The organism is Brevundimonas sp. Leaf168, from assembly GCF_001423685.1.
GTDB lineage: Bacteria > Pseudomonadota > Alphaproteobacteria > Caulobacterales > Caulobacteraceae > Brevundimonas > Brevundimonas vesicularis_C.
This window is the reverse complement of the sequence record NZ_LMOY01000007.1, coordinates 76,525-96,441: the sequence shown is the minus strand read 5'-3', so window position 1 is coordinate 96,441 and position 19,917 is coordinate 76,525. Positions and strand designations below refer to the sequence as shown.

The 19,917-nt window shown below is 65.6% G+C and carries 17 protein-coding genes; 6 read left to right on the top strand and 11 right to left on the bottom strand.

Annotation, left to right across the window (positions count from 1 at the left end; genetic code table 11):
• Nucleotides 1–125: 125 nt before the first annotated feature.
• Nucleotides 126–479: an endonuclease domain-containing protein gene (locus tag ASF81_RS05300; RefSeq protein WP_055806903.1), complete on the bottom strand. Its 354-nt coding sequence runs from the start codon at nt 477–479 to the stop codon at nt 126–128.
• A 209-nt stretch (nt 480–688) separates the two neighbouring features.
• Here ASF81_RS05300 and ppdK point away from each other — a divergent pair, with 209 nt between their 5' ends.
• The gene (ppdK, locus tag ASF81_RS05295; RefSeq protein WP_156363160.1) at nt 689–3,370 is read left to right on the top strand and encodes a pyruvate, phosphate dikinase; all 2,682 of its coding nucleotides are present in this window, start codon (nt 689–691) and stop codon (nt 3,368–3,370) included.
• Nucleotides 3,371–3,602: 232 nt separating this feature from the next.
• Complete coding sequence (locus ASF81_RS05290) at nt 3,603–4,130, top strand: porin family protein (protein ID WP_055805919.1); 528 nt, start codon at nt 3,603–3,605, stop codon at nt 4,128–4,130.
• A 72-nt stretch (nt 4,131–4,202) separates the two neighbouring features.
• Here ASF81_RS05290 and ASF81_RS05285 read toward each other — a convergent pair whose 3' ends face one another.
• Nucleotides 4,203–4,472 carry a hypothetical protein gene (locus ASF81_RS05285; RefSeq protein ID WP_017504786.1) on the bottom strand — a complete coding sequence of 90 codons (270 nt, stop codon included), beginning with the start codon at nt 4,470–4,472 and terminating at the stop codon, nt 4,203–4,205.
• Between the two features lie 136 nt (nt 4,473–4,608).
• Here ASF81_RS05285 and ASF81_RS05280 point away from each other — a divergent pair, with 136 nt between their 5' ends.
• Both ASF81_RS05280 and ASF81_RS05275 read left to right on the top strand, forming a co-directional pair.
• Complete coding sequence (locus ASF81_RS05280) at nt 4,609–5,814, top strand: M48 family metallopeptidase (protein WP_055805917.1); 1,206 nt, start codon at nt 4,609–4,611, stop codon at nt 5,812–5,814.
• A 41-nt stretch (nt 5,815–5,855) separates the two neighbouring features.
• Nucleotides 5,856–6,317 carry a DoxX family protein gene (locus tag ASF81_RS05275; RefSeq protein ID WP_055805915.1) on the top strand — a complete coding sequence of 154 codons (462 nt, stop codon included), beginning with the start codon at nt 5,856–5,858 and terminating at the stop codon, nt 6,315–6,317.
• A gap of 4 nt (nt 6,318–6,321) precedes the next feature.
• On the opposite strand, the gene ASF81_RS05270 is transcribed toward ASF81_RS05275, so the two are convergent.
• The 5 genes from ASF81_RS05270 to ASF81_RS05250 form a co-directional block, all read right to left on the bottom strand.
• Complete coding sequence (locus ASF81_RS05270) at nt 6,322–7,476, bottom strand: beta-ketoacyl-ACP synthase III (RefSeq protein WP_055805913.1); 1,155 nt, start codon at nt 7,474–7,476, stop codon at nt 6,322–6,324.
• Nucleotides 7,477–7,590: 114 nt separating this feature from the next.
• Nucleotides 7,591–9,645, bottom strand: coding sequence for a capsular polysaccharide biosynthesis protein (locus tag ASF81_RS05265; RefSeq protein WP_235559241.1), 2,055 nt, complete (start codon nt 9,643–9,645; stop codon nt 7,591–7,593).
• 52 nt (nt 9,646–9,697) lie between these two features.
• Nucleotides 9,698–10,534: a CoA ester lyase gene (locus tag ASF81_RS05260; RefSeq protein WP_055805906.1), complete on the bottom strand. Its 837-nt coding sequence runs from the start codon at nt 10,532–10,534 to the stop codon at nt 9,698–9,700.
• On the bottom strand, nt 10,534–11,211 hold the full coding sequence (locus tag ASF81_RS05255) for an SDR family NAD(P)-dependent oxidoreductase (protein ID WP_055806895.1): 678 nt from the start codon (nt 11,209–11,211) through the stop codon (nt 10,534–10,536). The genes ASF81_RS05260 and ASF81_RS05255 overlap by 1 nt, the downstream gene beginning before the upstream one ends.
• A 60-nt stretch (nt 11,212–11,271) precedes the next feature.
• A complete protein-coding gene (locus ASF81_RS05250; protein ID WP_055806891.1) occupies nt 11,272–11,769 on the bottom strand; it encodes a GAF domain-containing protein in 498 nt (165 codons plus the stop codon).
• A 144-nt stretch (nt 11,770–11,913) separates the two neighbouring features.
• Between ASF81_RS05250 and ASF81_RS05245 the strand changes: the two genes are divergently transcribed.
• A complete protein-coding gene (locus tag ASF81_RS05245) occupies nt 11,914–12,411 on the top strand; it encodes a hypothetical protein (RefSeq protein ID WP_156363159.1) in 498 nt (165 codons plus the stop codon).
• 243 nt (nt 12,412–12,654) lie between these two features.
• Here the strand turns inward: ASF81_RS05245 and ASF81_RS05240 are convergent, their stop codons facing one another.
• The 3 genes from ASF81_RS05240 to ASF81_RS05230 are packed head-to-tail and all read right to left on the bottom strand — an operon-like array spanning nt 12,655 to nt 17,324.
• Nucleotides 12,655–13,779, bottom strand: coding sequence for an osmoprotectant NAGGN system M42 family peptidase (locus ASF81_RS05240; protein WP_200932888.1), 1,125 nt, complete (start codon nt 13,777–13,779; stop codon nt 12,655–12,657).
• Between the two features lie 10 nt (nt 13,780–13,789).
• Complete coding sequence (gene ngg / locus ASF81_RS05235; protein ID WP_055805897.1) at nt 13,790–15,559, bottom strand: N-acetylglutaminylglutamine synthetase; 1,770 nt, start codon at nt 15,557–15,559, stop codon at nt 13,790–13,792.
• Nucleotides 15,549–17,324 carry an N-acetylglutaminylglutamine amidotransferase gene (locus tag ASF81_RS05230; RefSeq protein WP_055805894.1) on the bottom strand — a complete coding sequence of 592 codons (1,776 nt, stop codon included), beginning with the start codon at nt 17,322–17,324 and terminating at the stop codon, nt 15,549–15,551. Before ASF81_RS05230 ends, ngg begins: the two co-directional genes overlap by 11 nt.
• 65 nt (nt 17,325–17,389) lie before the next feature.
• Between ASF81_RS05230 and ASF81_RS05225 the strand changes: the two genes are divergently transcribed.
• Complete coding sequence (locus tag ASF81_RS05225; RefSeq protein ID WP_055805891.1) at nt 17,390–17,902, top strand: MarR family winged helix-turn-helix transcriptional regulator; 513 nt, start codon at nt 17,390–17,392, stop codon at nt 17,900–17,902.
• 86 nt (nt 17,903–17,988) lie between these two features.
• On the opposite strand, the gene ASF81_RS05220 is transcribed toward ASF81_RS05225, so the two are convergent.
• Nucleotides 17,989–19,764: an SLC13 family permease gene (locus tag ASF81_RS05220; RefSeq protein WP_055805886.1), complete on the bottom strand. Its 1,776-nt coding sequence runs from the start codon at nt 19,762–19,764 to the stop codon at nt 17,989–17,991.
• Between the last annotated feature and the right edge of the window lie 153 nt (nt 19,765–19,917).

Below are 19,917 nucleotides of genomic sequence, written 5' to 3'. Positions count from 1 at the left end.
GAACCCCTCCGTCTCTCCGCTGCGCTCCGAGCCACCTCCCCATGGAATGGGGAGGAGACCGGACTTCGCCGCATCGTCTCCTCCCCACTTGTGGGGAGGGGGACCGCGCAGCGGTGGAGGGGCTCTTAGCCTCGGATTCGGTCTCTCGCCCTGTCGGCGATGAAATCGAGCACGTCACCTAAGTCCACCCGCACCTGTTCGGCCGAGACGCGGATGACCGCAATGCCCTGGGTCGCAAGCCAGCGCGTGCGTCGGGCGTCGTGTTCGCCTCGGCCTTCGTGGCTTTCGCCATCCACCTCGACGGCCAGCATCGCCTCGGCGCAATAGAAGTCGAGCACATAGACGCCCGCCGGATGCTGACGGCGGAACTTGAGGCCATTCAGCGCGCGGCGGCGGAGGTGGACCCACAGTCGGGCTTCGGGCGGAGTCAGGGCGCGGCGCAGGATGCGGGCGCGGGAAACGGAGCCTTCGTGCGTCAAGAACCCCTCCACCGCTTCGCGGTCCCCCTCTCCATTTCATGGGGAGGAGACGATGACGTCAAGGTTGTGCGCGCACGTCGCCTGGAAACCGCACACCCCCTCACGCATTGTTACATCCGCAATGGTCAAGGCCGCTCTCACGCGCTAGATCATGCTGCATGTGCGAGCGGGGCCAACCCGCCGGACGATCCGAAAAGCTCAGGGACTGCATGATGACTCAGTGGGTGTACGGCTTCGGCGGAGGCTCCGCCGACGGCGACGCGTCGATGAAGAACCTTCTCGGCGGCAAGGGCGCCAATCTGGCGGAAATGTCGTCGCTGGGTCTGCCGGTTCCCCCGGGCTTCACCGTCACCACCGAGGTCTGCACCCACTATTACGCCAACAACGAGACCTATCCGGCCGATCTGGACGCCCAGGTCCAGGCCGCCCTGGCCAAGGTCGAGGGCGTGGTCGGCAAGACCTTCGGCGATGTCGAAAACCCGTTGCTGGTGTCGGTGCGGTCCGGCGCGCGCGCGTCCATGCCGGGCATGATGGACACTGTGCTGAACCTGGGCCTGAACGACCAGACGGTCGAAGGCTTGGCCAAGCTGTCGGGCGACCGTCGCTTCGCCTTCGACAGCTATCGCCGCTTCATCACCATGTATTCCAACGTCGTGCTGGGCCTCAGCCACGACGATTTCGAAGAGGTGCTGGACCAGCACAAGGATCGCCTGGGCGTCACGGTCGATACCGACCTGACCGCCGCCGATTGGGAGAAGGTGGTCGCCGACTACAAGGCCGTGGTCGAGCGCGAACTGGGTCACGCCTTCCCGCAGGATCCCAAGGACCAGCTGTGGGGCGCCGTGGGCGCCGTGTTCGAAAGCTGGATGAACGACCGGGCGAAATTCTATCGCCGCATGCACGACATCCCCGAAAGCTGGGGCACGGCCGTCAACGTCCAGTCGATGGTGTTCGGCAATATGGGCGAGACCTCGGCGACCGGCGTGGCCTTCACCCGCAACCCCTCGACCGGCGAGGCGCGCCTGTATGGCGAGTTCCTGATCAACGCCCAGGGCGAGGACGTGGTCGCCGGCATCCGCACGCCGCAGTCCCTGACCAAGATCGGCCGCGAGGAGATGGGCGAGACCGCCCCCTCGATGGAAGAGGCCATGCCTGAGGTGTTCGCCCAGTTCGTCGACGTCGTCGGCAAGCTGGAAAGCCACTACCGCGACATGCAGGACATCGAGTTCACGGTCGAACAGGGCCGTCTGTGGATGCTGCAGACCCGCAACGGCAAACGCACCGCCAAGTCGGCGCTGAAGGTCGCCGTGGACCTCGCCGCCGAGGGCGTGATCTCTCAGGAAGAGGCCATCAGCCGGGTCGAGCCGTCGGCGCTGGACCAGCTGCTGCACCCGACGCTGGACCCCGATGCGGCGCGCACCGTGGTCGCGGCCGGCCTGCCGGCCTCGCCCGGCGCCGCGACGGGCAAGATCGTCTTCGACGCAGACGAGGCCGAGCGGATGTCGGGTCTGGGCGAAGCGGTCATCCTGGTGCGCGAAGAGACCAGCCCCGAAGACATCCACGGCATGCATGCGGCGCGCGGCATCGTCACCGCCCGCGGCGGCATGACCAGCCACGCCGCCGTCGTGGCGCGCGGCATGGGGCGGGCCTGCGTCTCCGGCGCCGGCGAGATCCACATCGACGAGGCCAAGGGCACCTTCACCGCGCGCGGCCGCACCTTCAAGGCCGGCGAGGTCATCACCATCGACGGCTCCAAGGGCGAGGTGCTGGACGGCGCCGTGCCGATGATTGAGCCGGAACTGACCGGCGACTTCCAGACCCTGATGGGTTGGGCGGACAAGGTGCGCCGCCTGAAGGTTCGCGCCAACGCCGAGACCCCGCTGGACGCCAAGACCGCGCGCGGCTTCGGTGCCGAGGGCATCGGCCTGTGCCGCACCGAACACATGTTCTTCGACGACACCCGGATCGCCGCCGTGCGCGAGATGATTCTGGCCGACGACGAGAAGGGCCGTCGCGCGGCGCTGGCCAAGATCGCGCCGTTCCAGAAGTCGGACTTCGTCGAACTGTTCGAGATCATGGCCGGTCTGCCGGTGACGGTGCGCCTGCTGGACCCGCCGCTGCACGAGTTCATCCCCCACACCGAGGAAGACATCGACGCCCTGGCCGCCTCGTCCGGCATCGACGCCGAGAAGCTGAAGCGTCGCGCCAAGGAGCTGCACGAGACCAACCCCATGCTGGGCCACCGCGGTTGCCGGCTGGGCGTCGCCTATCCCGAAATCTACGAGATGCAGGTCCGCGCCATCATCGAGGCGGCGCTGGAGGTCAAGCAGAAGTCGGGCGCCGCGCCCCTGCCGGAGATCATGCACCCGCTAGTCGCCCTGGGCCTGGAGATGAAATATCTGCGCGAGCTGACCGACCGCACGGCCAAGGCCGTGTTCGAGGAGACGGGCCAGAGCATCGACTATCTGGTCGGCACGATGATCGAACTGCCGCGCGCCGCCATCCGCGCCGGGGACCTGGCCGAATACGCCCAGTTCTTCAGCTTCGGCACCAACGACCTGACCCAGACGACGTTCGGCATTTCGCGTGACGATTCCGGCCGGTTCCTGCAGGCCTATCTGGACAAGGGCATTTTCGAGACCGATCCCTTCGTGCGGCTGGACCAGGACGGCGTCGGCGGCCTGATCGAGATCGCCGCCGAGCGTGGGCGCAAGGTCCGGCCCGAGGTTAAGCTGGGTATCTGCGGCGAACATGGCGGCGACCCGTCGTCGATCGCCTTCTGCGAACAGGCCGGGCTGGATTATGTCTCCTGCTCGCCCTACCGCGTGCCGATCGCCCGTCTTGCGGCGGCCCAGGCAGCCCTGAACGTGGAGCGCGAGAAGGACCGCTAGACCTTCTCAGCAAGACGACCCGAAGAAGGGCGGTCTCGGTCGAGGCCGCCCTTTTTGCTGCGGCGCCACAAAGTCGCCGATCTTGACGGAACGTTGTATGTGTCCCGGCGTCCACAGGCATTCGTCGTGTTTTCGTGCCTCTGGAACAGATGAGGCGCTGACCTATTTAAGCACTCGCTGGATGGGGCTGATGATCGGCTCGGTCATCACATCTAGGAGTTAATAAGAAACAATGCGTAACATTCTTCTCGCCGCTGTCGCCGTTTCCGCAATCGCCGCTCCGACCTTTGCTCAAACCAATCCTGAGCCGCGTGGTTACGGCTCGCTGGGCTACACTCATCTTGAAGGCGACAATGCAACGACGGGCGCTGTCACCGGTCGTCTTGGCGTCAACCTCAACCGTTACATCGCTGTGGAAACCGAAGCCTCGGTCGGCGTGAAGCATGACGACTTCACCGTCGCGGGCGTCGATGGCGAGATCAAGCATGAGTGGGACGCCGCCGGCTACGTGGTCGGCAAGGTGCCGGTCTCTGACAAGCTGGAACTGTTCGCACGCGGCGGTTACGGCCATACCGAGCTGAAGCAGAAGTTCCCGGGCGCCAACACCGACGTGGGCGGCGACAGCTGGAACTACGGCGCTGGCGCCAACTACTACCTGGACGGTGTCAATGGCGTGCGCGCCGACTGGACCCGTCGCGACTATCGCGACAACGGTGGTGAAGCCGACGCCTATTCGGTCAGCTACATCCGTCGCTTTTGATCTGATCGATCAGTCCTAACGACGAAGGCGCGCTCCGTAGGGAGCGCGCCTTTTTCGTTCAGGACAGCGAAATCAGCCGAAGTCGCCGGCCAGAGCCCAACGCTGAGAGCCTTCGCCGAACGGGCGGACGAACCAGTCGCGATAGTATTCGAAGGTCTCGATGATCTTTTGGCGAAGATCGGGCGGGTTGACCGCCTCGCCGCGCTGGCGCTTCATCGCCGCCACGCAATCGACCACCATGTTCTGATGAGCCGAGCCACCCATGCTCTTCAACACGGTGGCGATATCATGAGCCAAGCTTTCCAGGACCTGCTTGGGCGTCTTGTGAGCCATCTGGGACATCCCCTGTTCTCGACAAGAGAATGCGTGACAAAAAGTCGTGAAAGATTCAAGCGTGGCCGGGCGAGAATCATCATGGATGCGAATTAACCTGACATAACGCGGGTCGCGCGGTTTGGTTCTCTCAAGGGAGAAAACCATGACGAATTTCGATCCGGCGGCCGCGACGGCCCAATGGCTGGCGACCTTGTCGCCCCAGGAAACGGCCCGCGCGATCGCCTATACCCACGGCTCGCATTGGCTGATCCTGTGGAGCTTCCTGGTCTCGGCCCTGGTCGCCTGGATCATCGTGCGCACCGGCCTGCTGGTCGCGATCCGCAGCCGGATCGAACGTCGCCGTCGTCGGCCGATCCTGGCCAGTTTCGTCGTCGCCCTGGTCTATTCGGCCATGAGTTGGGCGCTGACCCTGCCGTGGGCGATCTATCAGGGCTGGTGGCGAGAGAAACAGTATGGACTGACCAGCCAGGCCCTGGGCGGCTGGCTGGGCGAGGCTGTGATCGGCGCAGCCATATCGGTCGTGGCGACGTCGCTGCTGCTGGTGGCGATCTATGCCCTGATCCGGCGCGCGCGTCGGTTCTGGTGGGCCTGGGCGGCCGGCGTGACGGCGGCCTTCATCGTCATCGGCCTGGTGCTCGCGCCCCTGGTGATCGAGCCGATCTTCAACACCTATACGCCCGCGCCGAACGGGCCGGTGCGCGACGCCGTCGTGACCCTGGCCAAACAGACGGGCACGCCGTCGGACAAGATCTTCATCTACAACGGCTCCAAACAGTCCGACCGCTACACCGCCAATGTCTCGGGCCTGTTCGGTACGGCGCGGGTGGCGATGAGCGACACCATGTTCAAACAGGGCGCGGATCTGGCCGAGGTGCGCGGCGTGGTCGGCCACGAGATGGGCCACTATGTCCGGGCGCACATTCTCTGGACCGTCGGCATTCTGGCCCTGTTGTCGGTGCTGGCCTTCTGGCTGACCGACCGGCTGTATCCGGTGGCGCATCGTCTGCTGAGGGCGGATCGCGTGGGCGACATCTCCGACCCTGCGGGCCTGCCGGTCCTGGCCCTGGTGCTGGCCTTCCTGGGCGTGCTGGGCACCCCGGTCTTCGCCACCATGACCCGCACGATGGAGGAGGACGCCGACCACTTTTCGCTGGTTCACGCCAATGCGCCGGACGGTCTGTCCAAAGCCCTGATCAAGACCGCCGAATACCGCGCCCCGTCGCCGTCGGCGATCGAGGAGTTCCTGTTCTACGATCACCCCAGCGTGGAGAACCGCATCCGCCGCGCCATGGAATGGAAGGCGACGCATCCAGCCCACGCCTTGGCAGGGCAACCGACGCGTCCTTAAGGCATTGAAGGCTTCGCCATTCCAAGCGGAGCCTTCGCCCCATGATCGACCTCTATCGCGGCCTCGGCCTGGGCGTTCCGGCCCTGATGGACATCGCGCCCCTGATCGCGCGGGTCGTGGTCGGGGGAATGTTCTTCCTGTCCGGCTTCTACAAGCTGTTCACCCCGGCCCAGGCCGAGAAGATGAGCAAGACGATGGTCGAGGCCGGCATCGCCGCGCCGCGCCAGACCGCGAAGTTTGTTTCTGTGTGCGAGTTCGCCTTCGGCGCCCTGCTTATCATGGGTCTGTTCACCAGTCTGGCGGCCCTGGTGCTGCTGATCATCAGCCTGGTCGCCCTGGTGACGGTCGCGTCAAAGTCGGTGGAGGGGACAAGCCTCGGCTATCGCCTCTCCAGCTATTTCGACCTGCCCGAGACCCTGCTGATGGTCATCCTGATCTGGCTGATCGCCAATGGACCGGGGCTGTGGAGCCTGGACTTCGTCCTGTTCCTGCCCCGGCTTTAGGGCTTCAGGCGGCTCGCTTCCTGACGAAGACCGTCCCGGCGGAATAGCCGGCGCCGAAGCTGCAGATCAGCCCCGTCTCGCCCGCCTCGAACCCGTCGTTGTGCAGGTGGAAGGCGATGATCGACCCGGCCGAAGAGGTGTTGGCGTATTCGTCCAGGATGATGACGTTCTCATCCGCCGAGGGTTCGCGACCCAGCACCTTCTTGCCGATCATCGTGTTCATGTTGATGTTGGCCTGGTGCAGCCAAAGCCGCTTTAGCTCGTGCGGATCCAGGCCCAGTTCGCCGGCGTGATCCACGATCATGTCCGACACCATCGGCACCACGTCGCGGAAGACCTTGCGGCCCTGCTGGATGAACAGCTTGTCGTTCTGCACGCTGTCGTCCGCCTCGGGGCTGTCCAGATGCGCGGTGTCGCGCGCATTGCGGTTCAGGAAGCCGAAGTTGTTGCGGATATTGTTGGAGAAGGTTGTCTTCAGCCGCGTGCCCAGCACGTCCCAGCCGCCCGGTCCCGCCGTATCCGACGACTCCATGATCACCGCCGTCGCCACATCGCCGAAGATGAAATGGCTGTCGCGATCGGTGAAGTTCAGATGGGCCGAACAAACCTCCGGATTGACCATCAGCACCGCCTTGACCGAGCCGCCGGCGATGAAGTCCGCCGCCGTCTTGATGCCGAAGGTCGCCGAGCTGCACGCCACATTCATGTCGAAGGCGAAGCCCTCGATGCCCAGTGCCTGCTGAACCTCGATGGCCATGGCCGGATAGGCGCGCTGCATGTTCGACGCGGCGCACAGGACAGCGCCGATTTCCGAGACCGGCTTGCCCCACGCCTCGATCGCCTGACGCGCCGCCTTGACCGCCATCTCGGCCAGGATCGAGATTTCGTCATTGGAGCGTTCGGCCAGGTTCGGCGCCATCCGCTCGGGATCGATGATCCCGGCCTTGTCCAGCACGAATCGGCTCTTGATGCCCGAGGCCTTCTCGATGAACTCGGGCGAGGAGTGCGACTTGGCCTCCAGCTCGCCGGCCTCGATCTGGGCGGCGTGGCGCGCGTTCCAGCCGTCGGCCCAGGCGTTGTAACTGTCGACCAGTTCGGCGTTCGAGACCGACTGTTCGGGGGTGAAGAGGCCGGTGGTGGCGATCACTGCATTCGACACTTTGGTGTTCCTATGGCTCGACGCGCGGCGTCTCGCTGCTTGAGGAGTGTGTTCCTATCGCTCGGCCCGCGGGACCTTGCTGCTTGAGGACAGTCCGTTTCCTATCAGAACGCGTCAATAGGACGGCGGCGGCTTGCGGTCGAGACTGGCGATGATGCCGGCGGCCCAGCGCTGCACCTGGCCGCGCGGCGCCTTGGGCGTCGGCTGGTCGCGCGCGGCGATCAGCCGGTCCACCAGATCCTCGGCCTCGCAGGGCCAGCCCTCGGGCGTGACATAGAGGGGATAGGCGATCAGGGCGGCGTGGACCAGGTGATCGACGCCGGCGCGGCGGCTGCGGCGCTCGAACGTCAGCCGGTCGTCGGTCAGCCCCCATCCGGCATAGAAGGGCCGGCCATAGACCGACACCGCCTTGCCCCGCATCAGGCCCTCGAACCCGGTCAGGGAGGTCAGGGTCGCCACCCGGCGACAGGCGTCCAGACAGTCGATGATATCCAGCCCGTCGCCCACCGCATCGACCGAGGCCATGGCCCCGGCGTCCAGTCGCCCGGGCCGGTTGCCCGCCAGCACGTCGGGGTGATTGCGATAGACCAGAAAGGCGTCCGGATGATCGCGCCTCGCCGCCTCCACCAGGGCCGAGTTGGTGTTCAGATCCGGCGCACAGCCCAGCAGGATCGACTTGTCGTTCTCGACCTGACCGACCACCAGCAGGATGTCGCGATCGGCGGGCCAGTCCGACGGCGCCTGACCCTGCAGATTGTATTTCGACAGGCCGGCATCGACCACGCGCGTCCGCAGGGCGGCGGCCCGCGCCAGCTGAACCGGCGACAGGTCCGAGGTTTCGATCAGGGTTTCCAGCCGCGAAGGCCGCGACGGATCGTAATAAACGCCCTGATCGTCCAGGGCGACCGACAGGGCGCCGACGAAATCGGAACCCAGCCCCCGCGAACGGATAAAGCCGTCTTCCATCCGCACGGTCGGGCCGTCAAATGCAGCCGCCGCCTGGCGCGTCGCCTCGCTCTCCTTGCCCGCCCACCAGATCAGCCGGCCGTCGGTCGTCTTGGCATGGGCGGCGGCGCGCGAGGGCGACATGAAATAGCGCATCGACGCCTTGGGCGAGTTCAGCAGGCGGCGCACCGGCGGCCGCTTGGCGGGCGCAAACCCGACCGCCGACCACGACCCCGCCAGCCGGTCGGCCCGGTCGCGCAGCGCGATCAACCGCTCCAGCGCCTGTTCGGCCTCGCACCTGTCGCCCGTCACCGGATCGACATAGCGGCTGTAGGCGATCAGGGCGGCGGCGGCGACCTGTTCGATCGACCGCGCGACGCCGCGCCGCCCCGTTTCGACCGCATCGTTCGTCAGACCCCAGCCGGAATAGAAGGGCGCACCGAAACACCGCACCGGCAGGCCGCGCAATAGGGCCTCGAACCCCAGGGCCGAGGTGACGCAATAGACCGCATCCACCGCCGCCAGCAAATCGGCGGGCCGTACATCCGTATCGACCAGAGTGACGCCCGTCAGGTCCGTCACGCAGCCGCGCTTCCGGCCCGCCGCCACCGCCGGATGGCGTTTGACGATCAGCTGGGCGTCCGGCTCGTCGCGGCGGGCGGCGGCGATCATCTCGTCAAAGCTCTGGGCCGTCGCCAGACCATAGGCGATGGAGGCGTCTCCAAACGTCTGGTCCACGATCAGCACGCGCCGACCGGGCTTCAGCAAGCTCGGATCCAGCGGCCCGCCCATATTGGTCTTGGACACGCCCGAAGCCACGATCCGGTCGATCAGCCCGCGCGCCCGCGCGATCATGACAGCGTCGCACCAGTCGTCCGCCGTCTGTATCAGTTGCTCCAGCTGGCTGGCCCGCGTCGCATCATAATAGACGCCCAGGTCATCGACGATCAGGCTGAGGCTCGTCGCGCCCGCCTCGCCGATGCCGACCGAACGCAAAAACCCATCCTCCAGCGCGACATAGGGCCGCCCGTTCTTCTCGGCCCACCGTCGCCCCGCCGCCGCTGTCGGCTTCATCCCCCAACCCAGCACCGCCTGCACATCGTCGCTCGGCAGGCGACGCAGGTCGTAGTCGGCCAGAAACACGTCGAGGAAGGGGACCTTCAGCACGCCGGGCGCGCAGACCCAGGCCGGGATTTTCGAAGGCGTGTCGGAGGGTAGGGGCAAGGAGGGTCCGCTGAGGTTCGACGCGAGCTTTACGGCGGTTGCATCGACGCGACTAGGCCCGATCCGCCCGCGCCAGCAAGGCCTTCGCCTGCTCCAGATGCAGTCGCTCGACCATCGCCCCGTTCACGCGGATCGCGCCCCGCCCCTCGGCGTCTGGCGCATCGAAGGCGGCGACGATCGCTCGCGCATCGGCGATCTCGGGTTCGGAGGGCGAGAAGGCGGCGTTGGCCGCCGCGATCTGCGACGGGTGGATCAGGCTCTTGCCGTCGAACCCGTACAGTCGCCCCTGCAGTGCCTCGGCCGCCAGGCCTTCGGCATCGTCGATCCGGTTGAACACCCCGTCGATGGCCAGCAAGCCATTGGCCCGCGCGGCGGCGACCAGCATCGTCAGCCACGGCTTGAACGGTTCGCGATCCGGCGACGCCCCCGTCCCCAACGCCTTGGCGAGGTCGTTGACCCCCAGCATCAGCCCGTCCAGCGCCCCATCCGACGTGGCGATGTCGGCCAGGGCCATCAGCGCGCGCGGCGTCTCGATCATCGCCCACACGGCGCAACCCTTGGCCAGGCCGGCGGACAGGGCGTGCACGGCCTCGGGCGTCTCCACCTTGGGTGCGACGACCAGCGTGGCCCCCGCCGCCTTCATCGCCGCCAGATCGTCCAACCCCCAGTCGGTGTCCAGCCCATTGATCCGCACGCCCAGGCGCGGCCCGAACCCGCCGCCGCGAACCGCCGCGACGGCGGCGTCGCGGGCGGCAGCCTTGGCCTCGGGCGCCACGGCGTCTTCCAGGTCCAGCACGGCGACATCGCAATTCAGCGTCCGCGCCTTCTCGATCGCCCGTGCATTGGAGGCGGGCAGATAAAGGACGCTGCGGACCCGGTCGCTGCGCATCAGACGCGGCCCGTCACAGGCACCAGGGCGCCGGTCATGGCCCGGCTCTCGGGCGAGGCCAGGAACAGGATCACCGCCGCCAGATCGGCCGGCGCGACCCAGGTCGCCGGATCGGCGTCGGGCATGTCCTTGCGGTTCGCCGGCGTGTTGATAATCGACGGCAGGACGGCGTTGACCGTCACCTTTGTCGTCTTCAACTCCTCCGCCAGCGCCTGTGTCAGGGCGTGAACCCCGGCCTTGGCCGCCCCATAGGCCCCCATGCCGGCCCCGGCCTTCAACGCGGCGGCCGAGCCGACATTGACGATCCGACCCTCGGGCGAGGCCTTCAGCGCATCCAGCGCCGCGCGGCTGGTGTTTACGGCGGTCGTGATGTTCAGCGCATGCATCCGGTCCCAGGCCGGTTCCGCATCGTCGGTCGTCTGCCAGACGAAGCCGCCGGCGATGTTCAGCAGGGCGTCCAGCCGCCCGAACCGGGCGATCACGGCGTCGACGGCCTTCTGCGCCTGGCCGGCGTCCGTCAGATCGACCCCGCCGACTTCCAGCACCCCGTCGGGCACGGCATGGCCCGAGGCATGGTCAATGACCGCGACCTGCCAGCCGGCTTTCAGCGCCGCCTCCAGCACCGCCCGGCCCAGGACGCCGTGTCCGCCCGTGATTGCGACTGTCCGCTGCATCATCCGATCCTCCATGTCGCCGGGGACCATAGAGCCGGCTGCGGCCGGATCAACCGGCCCCGATCAAGCGTCGACGAACACTTTCGCCATCAACCGCTCCAGCGCCTCTTGATCGTCCGTATCGAAGGCGGCCGGCGTCGTCGCATCCACGTCGAACACTGCGATCAGAGCGCCTGAGGCGTCGCGCACGGGCACCACGATCTCGCTGGCCGAACGGCTGTCGCAGGCGATGTGGCCAGGGAAGGCGTGCACGTCCTCGACCAACTGCGTTTGACCCGTCGCCGCCGCCGCGCCGCACACTCCGCGCCCGAACGCGATGCGCAGGCACCCCAGCGTCCCCTGATACGGCCCGACCACCAGTTCATCCGCCTTTTCCGGCGCCACGACGTAGAAGCCGGTCCAGAAATAGTGCTCGAACGCATCCGCCAGCATCGACGCCACCGTCGCCATCCGTGCCGTTACATTCGGCTCGCCGTCCAGCACGGCCAGGACTTCCGCCTCGACCTCCAGATAGCGCGCCGCCTTTTCGGCGGGACGATCGTTGCGGGCGACATAGGCCATCAGGGGAACTCCGGAGCGGGACAGGCTGGCGATATAGGCGACGGCTCGGCCGAAGGGGAGGGGCGCCGTCAATCGCCGACACCTGGCCGGGAACGCTTCCATGCGCCCCCGTGTTGGCGCTGGGAGACAACGATGGAGGCTCGCGTGACATCAACCCCTTCACGATCGCTCAGCCTGATCGCCGCCGTGATGCTGTCGGCCGCCGCGGCCGCCTGTGGTCAGGACGCCGCCGCGCCTGGGCCAGCTGACACGACGCAGACCCCCGCGCCGTCCGCGCCAGAGCCGACAGCACCGCCCCCGGAACCGGCCAAGAACGGCGCAAGCCCCGCTCCCTCGCCGTCGACATCCGCGACGCCGACGGCGTCGCGCAAGTCCTGCTATCTCTCGGTCGACGGCAAGGTTTTGCTCGACGAGCCGTGCCTCGTCTATCCGTTCGGCGACGGCGGCTATACGATGAACGCCTGGTCCGAGGGCAAGCCCAAGAACTCGCATTTCGCTGTCGTCGTCCTGATGGCCGACGGCACAGCCGACGCCACCTGGAACGCCGATCCCGATGACGATAAGGCCGGCGATCGTCTGGGGTCCGTGCGCCTCAGCGACGGCTGCTGGATCAACGACCGCGCGCGCATTTGTGTGAGCTAGCTCCAAATGCGCTCAGGAAGGTTATGTCGAGACCACTTAATACTGGAGTTATCGGTTCCTACAAAAACGTGCTGTTGATTCCTGTAACCACCCCGCTGATCACTGGACAATGCCTCAATCGGTCTGGATCTGGGTCGACTGTGTGCGGCCCAGCGCCAAGAGAGGGGGACCTTTCGAAGGCTACCTCAGTCTGACGTGCATTGGCTGAGTTTAGGCGGCTAAGCGAATGCGATCCCCTAAGCGCTAATCCCCCTCGTCACCCACAGGTTGGTGGGTAAAGCCTTTTGCTCCGCTCAAAGACTTGGCGTCACGGCTGATTTCGACATCGCTTTCGGCATAGGCGATCAGCAGGCGCGACAGGTCTTCAAGCGCGCTTTCGTGGATGCGTTCATAGCCGTGGCTGGCGTCGATGCCGAAGGTGACCAAGGCCGTCCGGATGTCGGCGCCAGCTTCCAGGGCCGAGGCCGAGTCCGAGCGATAGTATCGGAAGACGTCCTTCTGGTGCGGGATTTCGTGGTCGCGGGCCAGTTGAACCAGTTTGCGTGACAGGTGCCAATCGAAGGGGCCTGTCTGGTCGGCCATGGCTATGGTGACGCCGAACTCCGAAGAGTTCTGACCAAGTGCGGTCGTGCCATTGTCGACCGTCACCATGGCGGCGACATCCGGAATCAGCACCGACGAGGCTCCCAGCCCGACCTCCTCGGCGATCGTGAACAGCCACCAGATATCGACTTTCGGCGTGCGATCTTCGCGGATCATGCATTCCAGCGCAGCCAAAAGGGTAGCGACGCCCGCCTTGTCGTCCAAATGGCGTGAGACGATGAAGCCAGTATCGATGAACTCGGGCTGCGGATCGATGGCGACGATGTCGCCGACATCTACGCCCAGGGCCAGGGTGTCTTCGCAGCCGTGGGTAACGGCGTCTATGCGCAGTTCGACCTGAGACCAGTTCACCGGCTGGGTGTCCACCTCTTCGTTGAAGGTATGGCCGGACGCCTTCAACGGCAGGATCGTGCCGCGATAGGCACCGCCCTCAGAGAAAATCGTCGCCCGCGCACCCTCGGCGAAACGTGACGACCAGTGACCGATCGCGACCAGTTCCAGCCGGCCGTTCTCCTTAACCTGTTTGACCTGGGCGCCCAGGGTGTCGACGTGGGCGACGATGGCGCGCGCCGGTTTTGGCGTACGGCCCGGCAGGCGGGCGCGAAGGGCGCCGCGGCGGGTCATTTCATAGTCGAGGCCCAGCCTCTGGAGTTCTCGGCACAAGAGCCAGACGGCCTCGTCCGTATAGCCGGTCGGGCTGGGCGTGTTCAGCAGGTCGGCCAGGCGGGCCTTCAGGTAGTCGAGGTCTATCGCGGGGCGGGCCACGGGGCCTCCTTCAGGCATCGGATCGCGGAAATGTCCGCGCAGCGGCCGGCGTGGACAGTGGAAAGAGCAGATCCACGAAACGCTCGGCGGTCGGTTGAGGTTCGTGGTTGGCCAGGCCGGGGCGCTCATTGGCTTCGATGAAGGCGTAGTCGGGTTCACGCGGCGACTTCACCATCAGGTCGATGCCGGTGACCGGGATATCGATGGCGCGGGCGGCGGCGACGGCGGCGCGGATCAGCGCGGGATGCACCTCTTCCGTCACGTCATGGATGGTGCCGCCCAGATGCAGGTTGGCGGCCTTGCGAACCAGGATCTCCTCACCATCCGGCGCCACGTCGTCGAGGCGATAGTCGGCCTCGGCCAGGGTGCGTTCCGTCTCGGCGTCGATCGGGATGGTGGATTCCCCGCCGGTGGCGGCGGCGCGACGACGACTTTGGTGTTCGACAAGGGCGCGCAAGGTCGAGCGCCCGTCACCAACGACGCGCGGCGGACGACGCAGGGCGCAGGCGACGACCTTGTAGTCGATCACTACCAGCCGGAGGTCCTCGCCCTGGACCTGTTCCTCGACCAGAACCTCGGAACAGATGCGGCGCGCCCGGACCAGAGCCGTCTGGACCTCGCTCATCGTCGTCAGGCCGACTGCGACGCCTTGCCCCTGCTCGCCACGCGCCGGTTTGACGACCAAGGCGCCGAACTTGGTCAGCGCCGCATCGATGGCCGACGGGTTTTCGGGATCGATTCTCTCGGGAACGCGCACGCCGGCCGCCTCGACGATGCGTCGCGTCATCCGCTTGTCGTCGCAGATGCTGAGCGCGACGGCCGAGGTCAATTCCGACAGACTTTCGCGACATCGGACCGACCGGCCGCCCCAGTTCAGGCGAAACAGCCCGCCCTCACCGTCGATGATCTCGGTATGGATGCCGCGCCGACGCGCCTCGTCCACGATGATGCGGGCATAGGGATTCAGGTCATGATCGTCGGTCGGGCCGACGAACAGGGCCTCGTTGATCGGGTTCTTGCGTTTGACCCCAAAGAAGGAGACGCGACGGAAACCCAGCTTTTCGTACAGGGCGATGGCTTGATTATTGTCGTGCATGACCGACAGGTCCATGTGCGCCAAGCCTTGGGTCTTGAAATGTTCCGCCAGACGCCGAACTAGGGCCTCGCCAACGCCCGGCTGGGTCGCCTGTGGATCGACCGCCAGGCACCATAGCGAAGAGCCGCATTCCGGATCCTGAAAGGCGCGGGCGTGGTTGACGCCCGTCACGGTGCCGATCACAGCCCCCGTCACCGTATCCTCGGCGACGAAATAGGTCAGGGTCCGGTCGTCCCGATGCGACCAGAAGAAGTCAGGCGGAACCGGCACCATTTTGCGCTTGGCGTAGATGTCGTTGACCGCCTGCGCATCCGCTTCCGACGTCAGACGGCGCACGGTGAAGCCTCGGGGCTGACGTCGGCTGGTGCGATAGGTCGCCAGTTCCAGCCGATAGGTGTGCGACGGATCCAGGAACAACTCCTGCGGCGCCGAGGCCAGCAGGACGTGCGGATTGCGGACATAGAAGGCGATGTCGCGCCGGTCCGGCCCTTCGGCGCGCAGGGCCTCGACCAGCGGCTCGGCCGTCTCGAAGGTCTGGGCGAACAGCAGTCGGCCCCAGCCGCAATCCAGCACGGCATCGGGGGTCGGTCCGTCCCCGGACTGAACCGGGGGCTTCAGGCCCTCGTGCCGCAGACGTTTCAGCCGATGCGCCTTTGATCGCTCGGGGCGGATATCAGACGCCATGCTGCTGCATCCAAATTTCCAGCACTGCGACCTGCCAGAGTTCGGAGCCGCGAAGGGGTGTGATGTGCTCGGTGGGATTGGCGAACAGGGTGTCCAGATAGCCCCGGTCGAACAGGCCGCGATCGCGCGCCGCCTGATTGGTCAGGGCCTCGCGCACCATCTCCAGATACGGACCCTGGATGTATTTCAGCGCGGGCACGGGGAAATAGCCCTTCTTGCGATCAATGACCTCGGAGGGGATCACCAGACGCGCCGCTTCTTTCAGCACGCCCTTGCCGCCTTGCGCCAGCTTGTGCTCGGGCGGGATGCGGCCCGCCAGTTCGACCAGTTCGTGATCCAGGAAGGGCACGCGCGCCTCCAGACCCCAGGCCATGGTCATGTTGTCGACCCGCTTCACCGGGTCGTCGACCAGCATCACCTGGCTGTCCAGACGCAGGGCTTGGTCGACCGGCGTCGCTGCGCGGCCTTGCGCGAAATGAGCCTCGACCAGGGCGCGGCTGACGTCGGTGTCGGCCATATAGGCACCGTTCAGCTGGGTCTTCAGCGTGGCATGGCTGCGGTCGAAGAAGGCCTTGGCATAGGTTTCGACCGGATCGGTCGCGCCCAGCATCGGCGGATACCAGTGATAACCGGCGAACACCTCGTCGGCGCCCTGGCCGGACTGCACCACCTTGATATGTTTCGAGACTTCCTGGCTCAGCAGGTAGAAGCCGACGTTGTCGTAAGAGACCATCGGCTCTGACATGGCGCCGACGGTGCCCGGCAGGGCTTCCATCAGCCGCTTGTGCGGCACGAAGATCTGGTGATGCTTGGTCCCGTAATGTTTGGCGATCAGGTCGGAATAGACGAACTCGTCGCCCTTCTCGCCATTGGCCTCTTCGAAACCGACGGAGAAGGTCATCAGGTCCTTCTGACCCAGTTCGGCCAGCAGACCGACGATCAGGCTGGAGTCCACTCCACCCGACAGCAGCACGCCTACCGGCACGTCGGCGACCATGCGGCGCTTCACGGCTTCGCGCAGACTGTCCAGGACCCGATCGCGCCAATCTTCGGCCGTCAGGGCCGCGTCCTGAGCATGGCGGGTCATGTCGGGCTGCCAGTAGAGGCGGTCCTTGGCCCTCCCATCCGCCTCGATCACGCGGATGGTGGCCGGCGGGAACTTCTTGACGCCCTTCAGGATCGTGTGCGGCGGCGGCACGACCGCGTGGAAGGTCATGTAGTGGTGCAGGCCGACGGGATCGATAGTCTTGTCCACGTCGCCCGCCGCCAGCAGGGCCGGCAGGGTCGAGGCGAACCGCAGACGCTTGCCCTGTTCGGCCAGATACAGCGGCTTGATGCCGAAACGGTCGCGAGCGATCACGGTGCGGCCGGTGTCGCGCTCATGAAGCACGAAGGCGAACATGCCCTTGAATCGCTCGACGCAGGCTTCGCCCCACGCCTTCCAGGCCTTGATGATGACCTCGGTGTCGCCGTGCGAGAAGAAGCGGAACCCCATCCCCTGCAGCTCTTCGCGCAGTTCGGGATAGTTGTAGATGCAGCCGTTGAACGCCAGGGTCACGCCCAGGTCAGGGTCCACCATCGGCTGCTGAGCTTTCTCACTCAGGTCGATGATCTTCAAACGGCGGTGACCCAGCCCCACAGAGCCGCGCATAACAATGCCGGAGCCATCCGGTCCACGCGGCGAGAGCGCATCGGTCATGCGTTGAACGGCGCCGGCATCGGCCGGTCGTCCGTCGAAATTGATCTCGCCGCTAAGACCGCACATGGGTCCTCCTTGAATTGTGGAAGCAGCGGGTACAAATGGTTAGGGCACGAAAGAGTTCAACCTGAATGGCCGATATTTCCCATGAGCCAAGCCCTGACGCGGCGGTTGACGCCACCGCATCCCTTGTCCGGTCAGTCCGACGCATCGCCCAGGCGATCGATGTTCGGTCTCGAGAAATTTCACGTCTGACCGGGCTGACGCTGCCGCAGCTCCTCGTGCTGCAATCCATCCGCGCATTGGGTGAAGTCAGCACCAGCGCGATATCGCGGGACGTTTCCATGTCGGCGCCGACCGTCGTCGCCGTGCTGGACAAGCTCGAAGCCAAGGGCATGGCCGCCCGCTATCGCTCCACCGTGGATCGCCGCGTCGTCCATGTGCGTTTGACCGACGCGGGGCGGCAGGCATTGCAGACGTCCCCGGGCCTGCTCGGCGACGGCTTTCTCGCCGCCTTGGCTGAACTTCCACACAGCGAACGACTGGCGATGGCTGAAGCTGTCGAACGCCTCGCAGTTTTGATGCAGCCTCGCGACTCTCAGGCCTCTTTGAAGCCGCATTATCAGGCTGTCAGGCCCTCATAAGCGGCTCGGGATGGCGAGCCGGCGAACAGCCGGAAACGGTGATCCTGACCTGTCTGTTCCAACGCTATCTTCTGACCTCGAGCCAATCAAAGAGGCCAAAACAGCAAGATGAGAGAGGGCCCCGTGACCAGAACGAGCGCGCTCAAAGGCGCGCCCAGCCTGGGATAATCAGAAAACTTGTAGCCGCCAGGTCCCATAACCAGCGTGTTGCACTGGTGACCGATGGGCGTCAGGAAGTCGCACGCGGCGCCGACCGCGACCGCCATCAGGAACGGGTCTGGATTGTAGCCAAGCTGCTTGGCCAGCGTCGCTCCGATCGGGGCGACGATCAGAACGGTCGCCGCATTGTTCAGGAAGGGCGTAACCGCCATTGAGGCGAGCATGACGCCGGTAATGGCGACGACGCCCGGCAAGCCTGTGAACACGTGGCGAAGCAGTCCTGCGATCAGGTCGGACCCTCCCGTGGATTGGATCGCGTCTGAGACGGGAATGAGGGCCGCGATCAGAACGAGGAGGGGTCCATCGAGCGCGGCATAGGCCTCACGCATCTTCAAGCCGCCTAATGCGACGATCACGACGGCGGCGCCGAAGAAGGCGACGGCGACTGGAACCAGGCCAAGGCCGACGAGCGTCATGGCGCACGCAAGAACAACAGCCGGCATGAAGCGCCTGCGCACGCTCCCGAGTTGAACCTGACGCTCCGCCAGAGGGAGTAAATCCAGCGCCCTCAGCGCGACCGGCAGCGCCTGTTCGGCGCCTTGAAGCAGGATGATATCGCCGGGCGCCAGTTTTGCCGTCCGCAGATGCTGGGTGAGTTGAAAGCCGCTTCGCGACACGCCCAACAGATTGATCCCGTGCTGGCCGTACAGATCCGAGCTTCGAACAGACTGCCCTTGAAGCGGGGAGTTTCGGCCGATGACCGCCTCTACGATCGCAATCTCCTCGGATGCGGTCGCTATGGGAACCGGGCGATCATCGCGGATGAGATTCATCTGAGCCCGACTGACGAAGCCCTCCAGCGCCTGCTGCTCGCCCTCGATCAGCAGCGCGTCACCCGCTTTGACGACGACATTGCCTCTGGGACTCAGCCGCCGTTTCCCTGAACGAATCAGCGCCATGATCTTGACCTCGTCGTCGCCGAGGGCGGCAAGAGCGGACACGGTCATAGACCCCGGAGCCCAGCCTTCAGGCGCCCTGACTTCCGTGGCATAGGCGTTGGCGGCCAAGGCCGCGCTCATGGACGTTGCGCCCTGTCGATCGCGGGGCAACAGGCGATAGCCAAACGCCAAAAACGCCAAGGCGACCAGCGTGAGCGCTAAGCCCACTGGTGCGTAGTCAAACATGGCGAAGGGTTCGCCAACGATGCCTTGGCGCACTTCGGCGACGATGATGTTCGGAGCGGTCCCGACCAGGGTGACCATGCCGCCCGCCATGGCGCCGAAAGCCATTGGCATCAGGAGCCGGGACGGAGACGACTTCGTCTGGCGCGCCACCTGAAGCGCCACCGGCATCATGATCGCCAGAGCTCCGACATTCTTCGTCGCCATGGAAAGCAACGTCACAGCGCCGGTCAGAACCGGGACTTGAGAACGCTCAGTCTTTAGCAGCGGCATCACCCGCCGCATCACGAGCTCAATTACCCCCGATCGGGCGAAGGCGGCCGAAACGATCAGCGCGCAGGCGATGATGACGGTGACGTCGTTTTTGAAACCGTTAAATGCAGCCTCGGCGGGGATGATGCCGATCGCCAATCCTGCAACCAACGCGACGACCGCGACCAGGTCGTAACGAAACCGACCCCAGATGAAGGCGCCGATTGTCAGCCCGACAAGGCCAAAGGCCAGTCCCTGTTGAAACGTCACTCGCCTAGCGCCCTTGCCTGATCAGCACGCAGCGTAGGCTCAATGTTGATAGGCAGCCAACCCTCTGGAGTATCCAATGACAGAAGGACATCCGCTGTCAGTGCTGACCTCATCCTGGCGGCAGGGCATGACTACCCAGCCGCCCCAGGATGG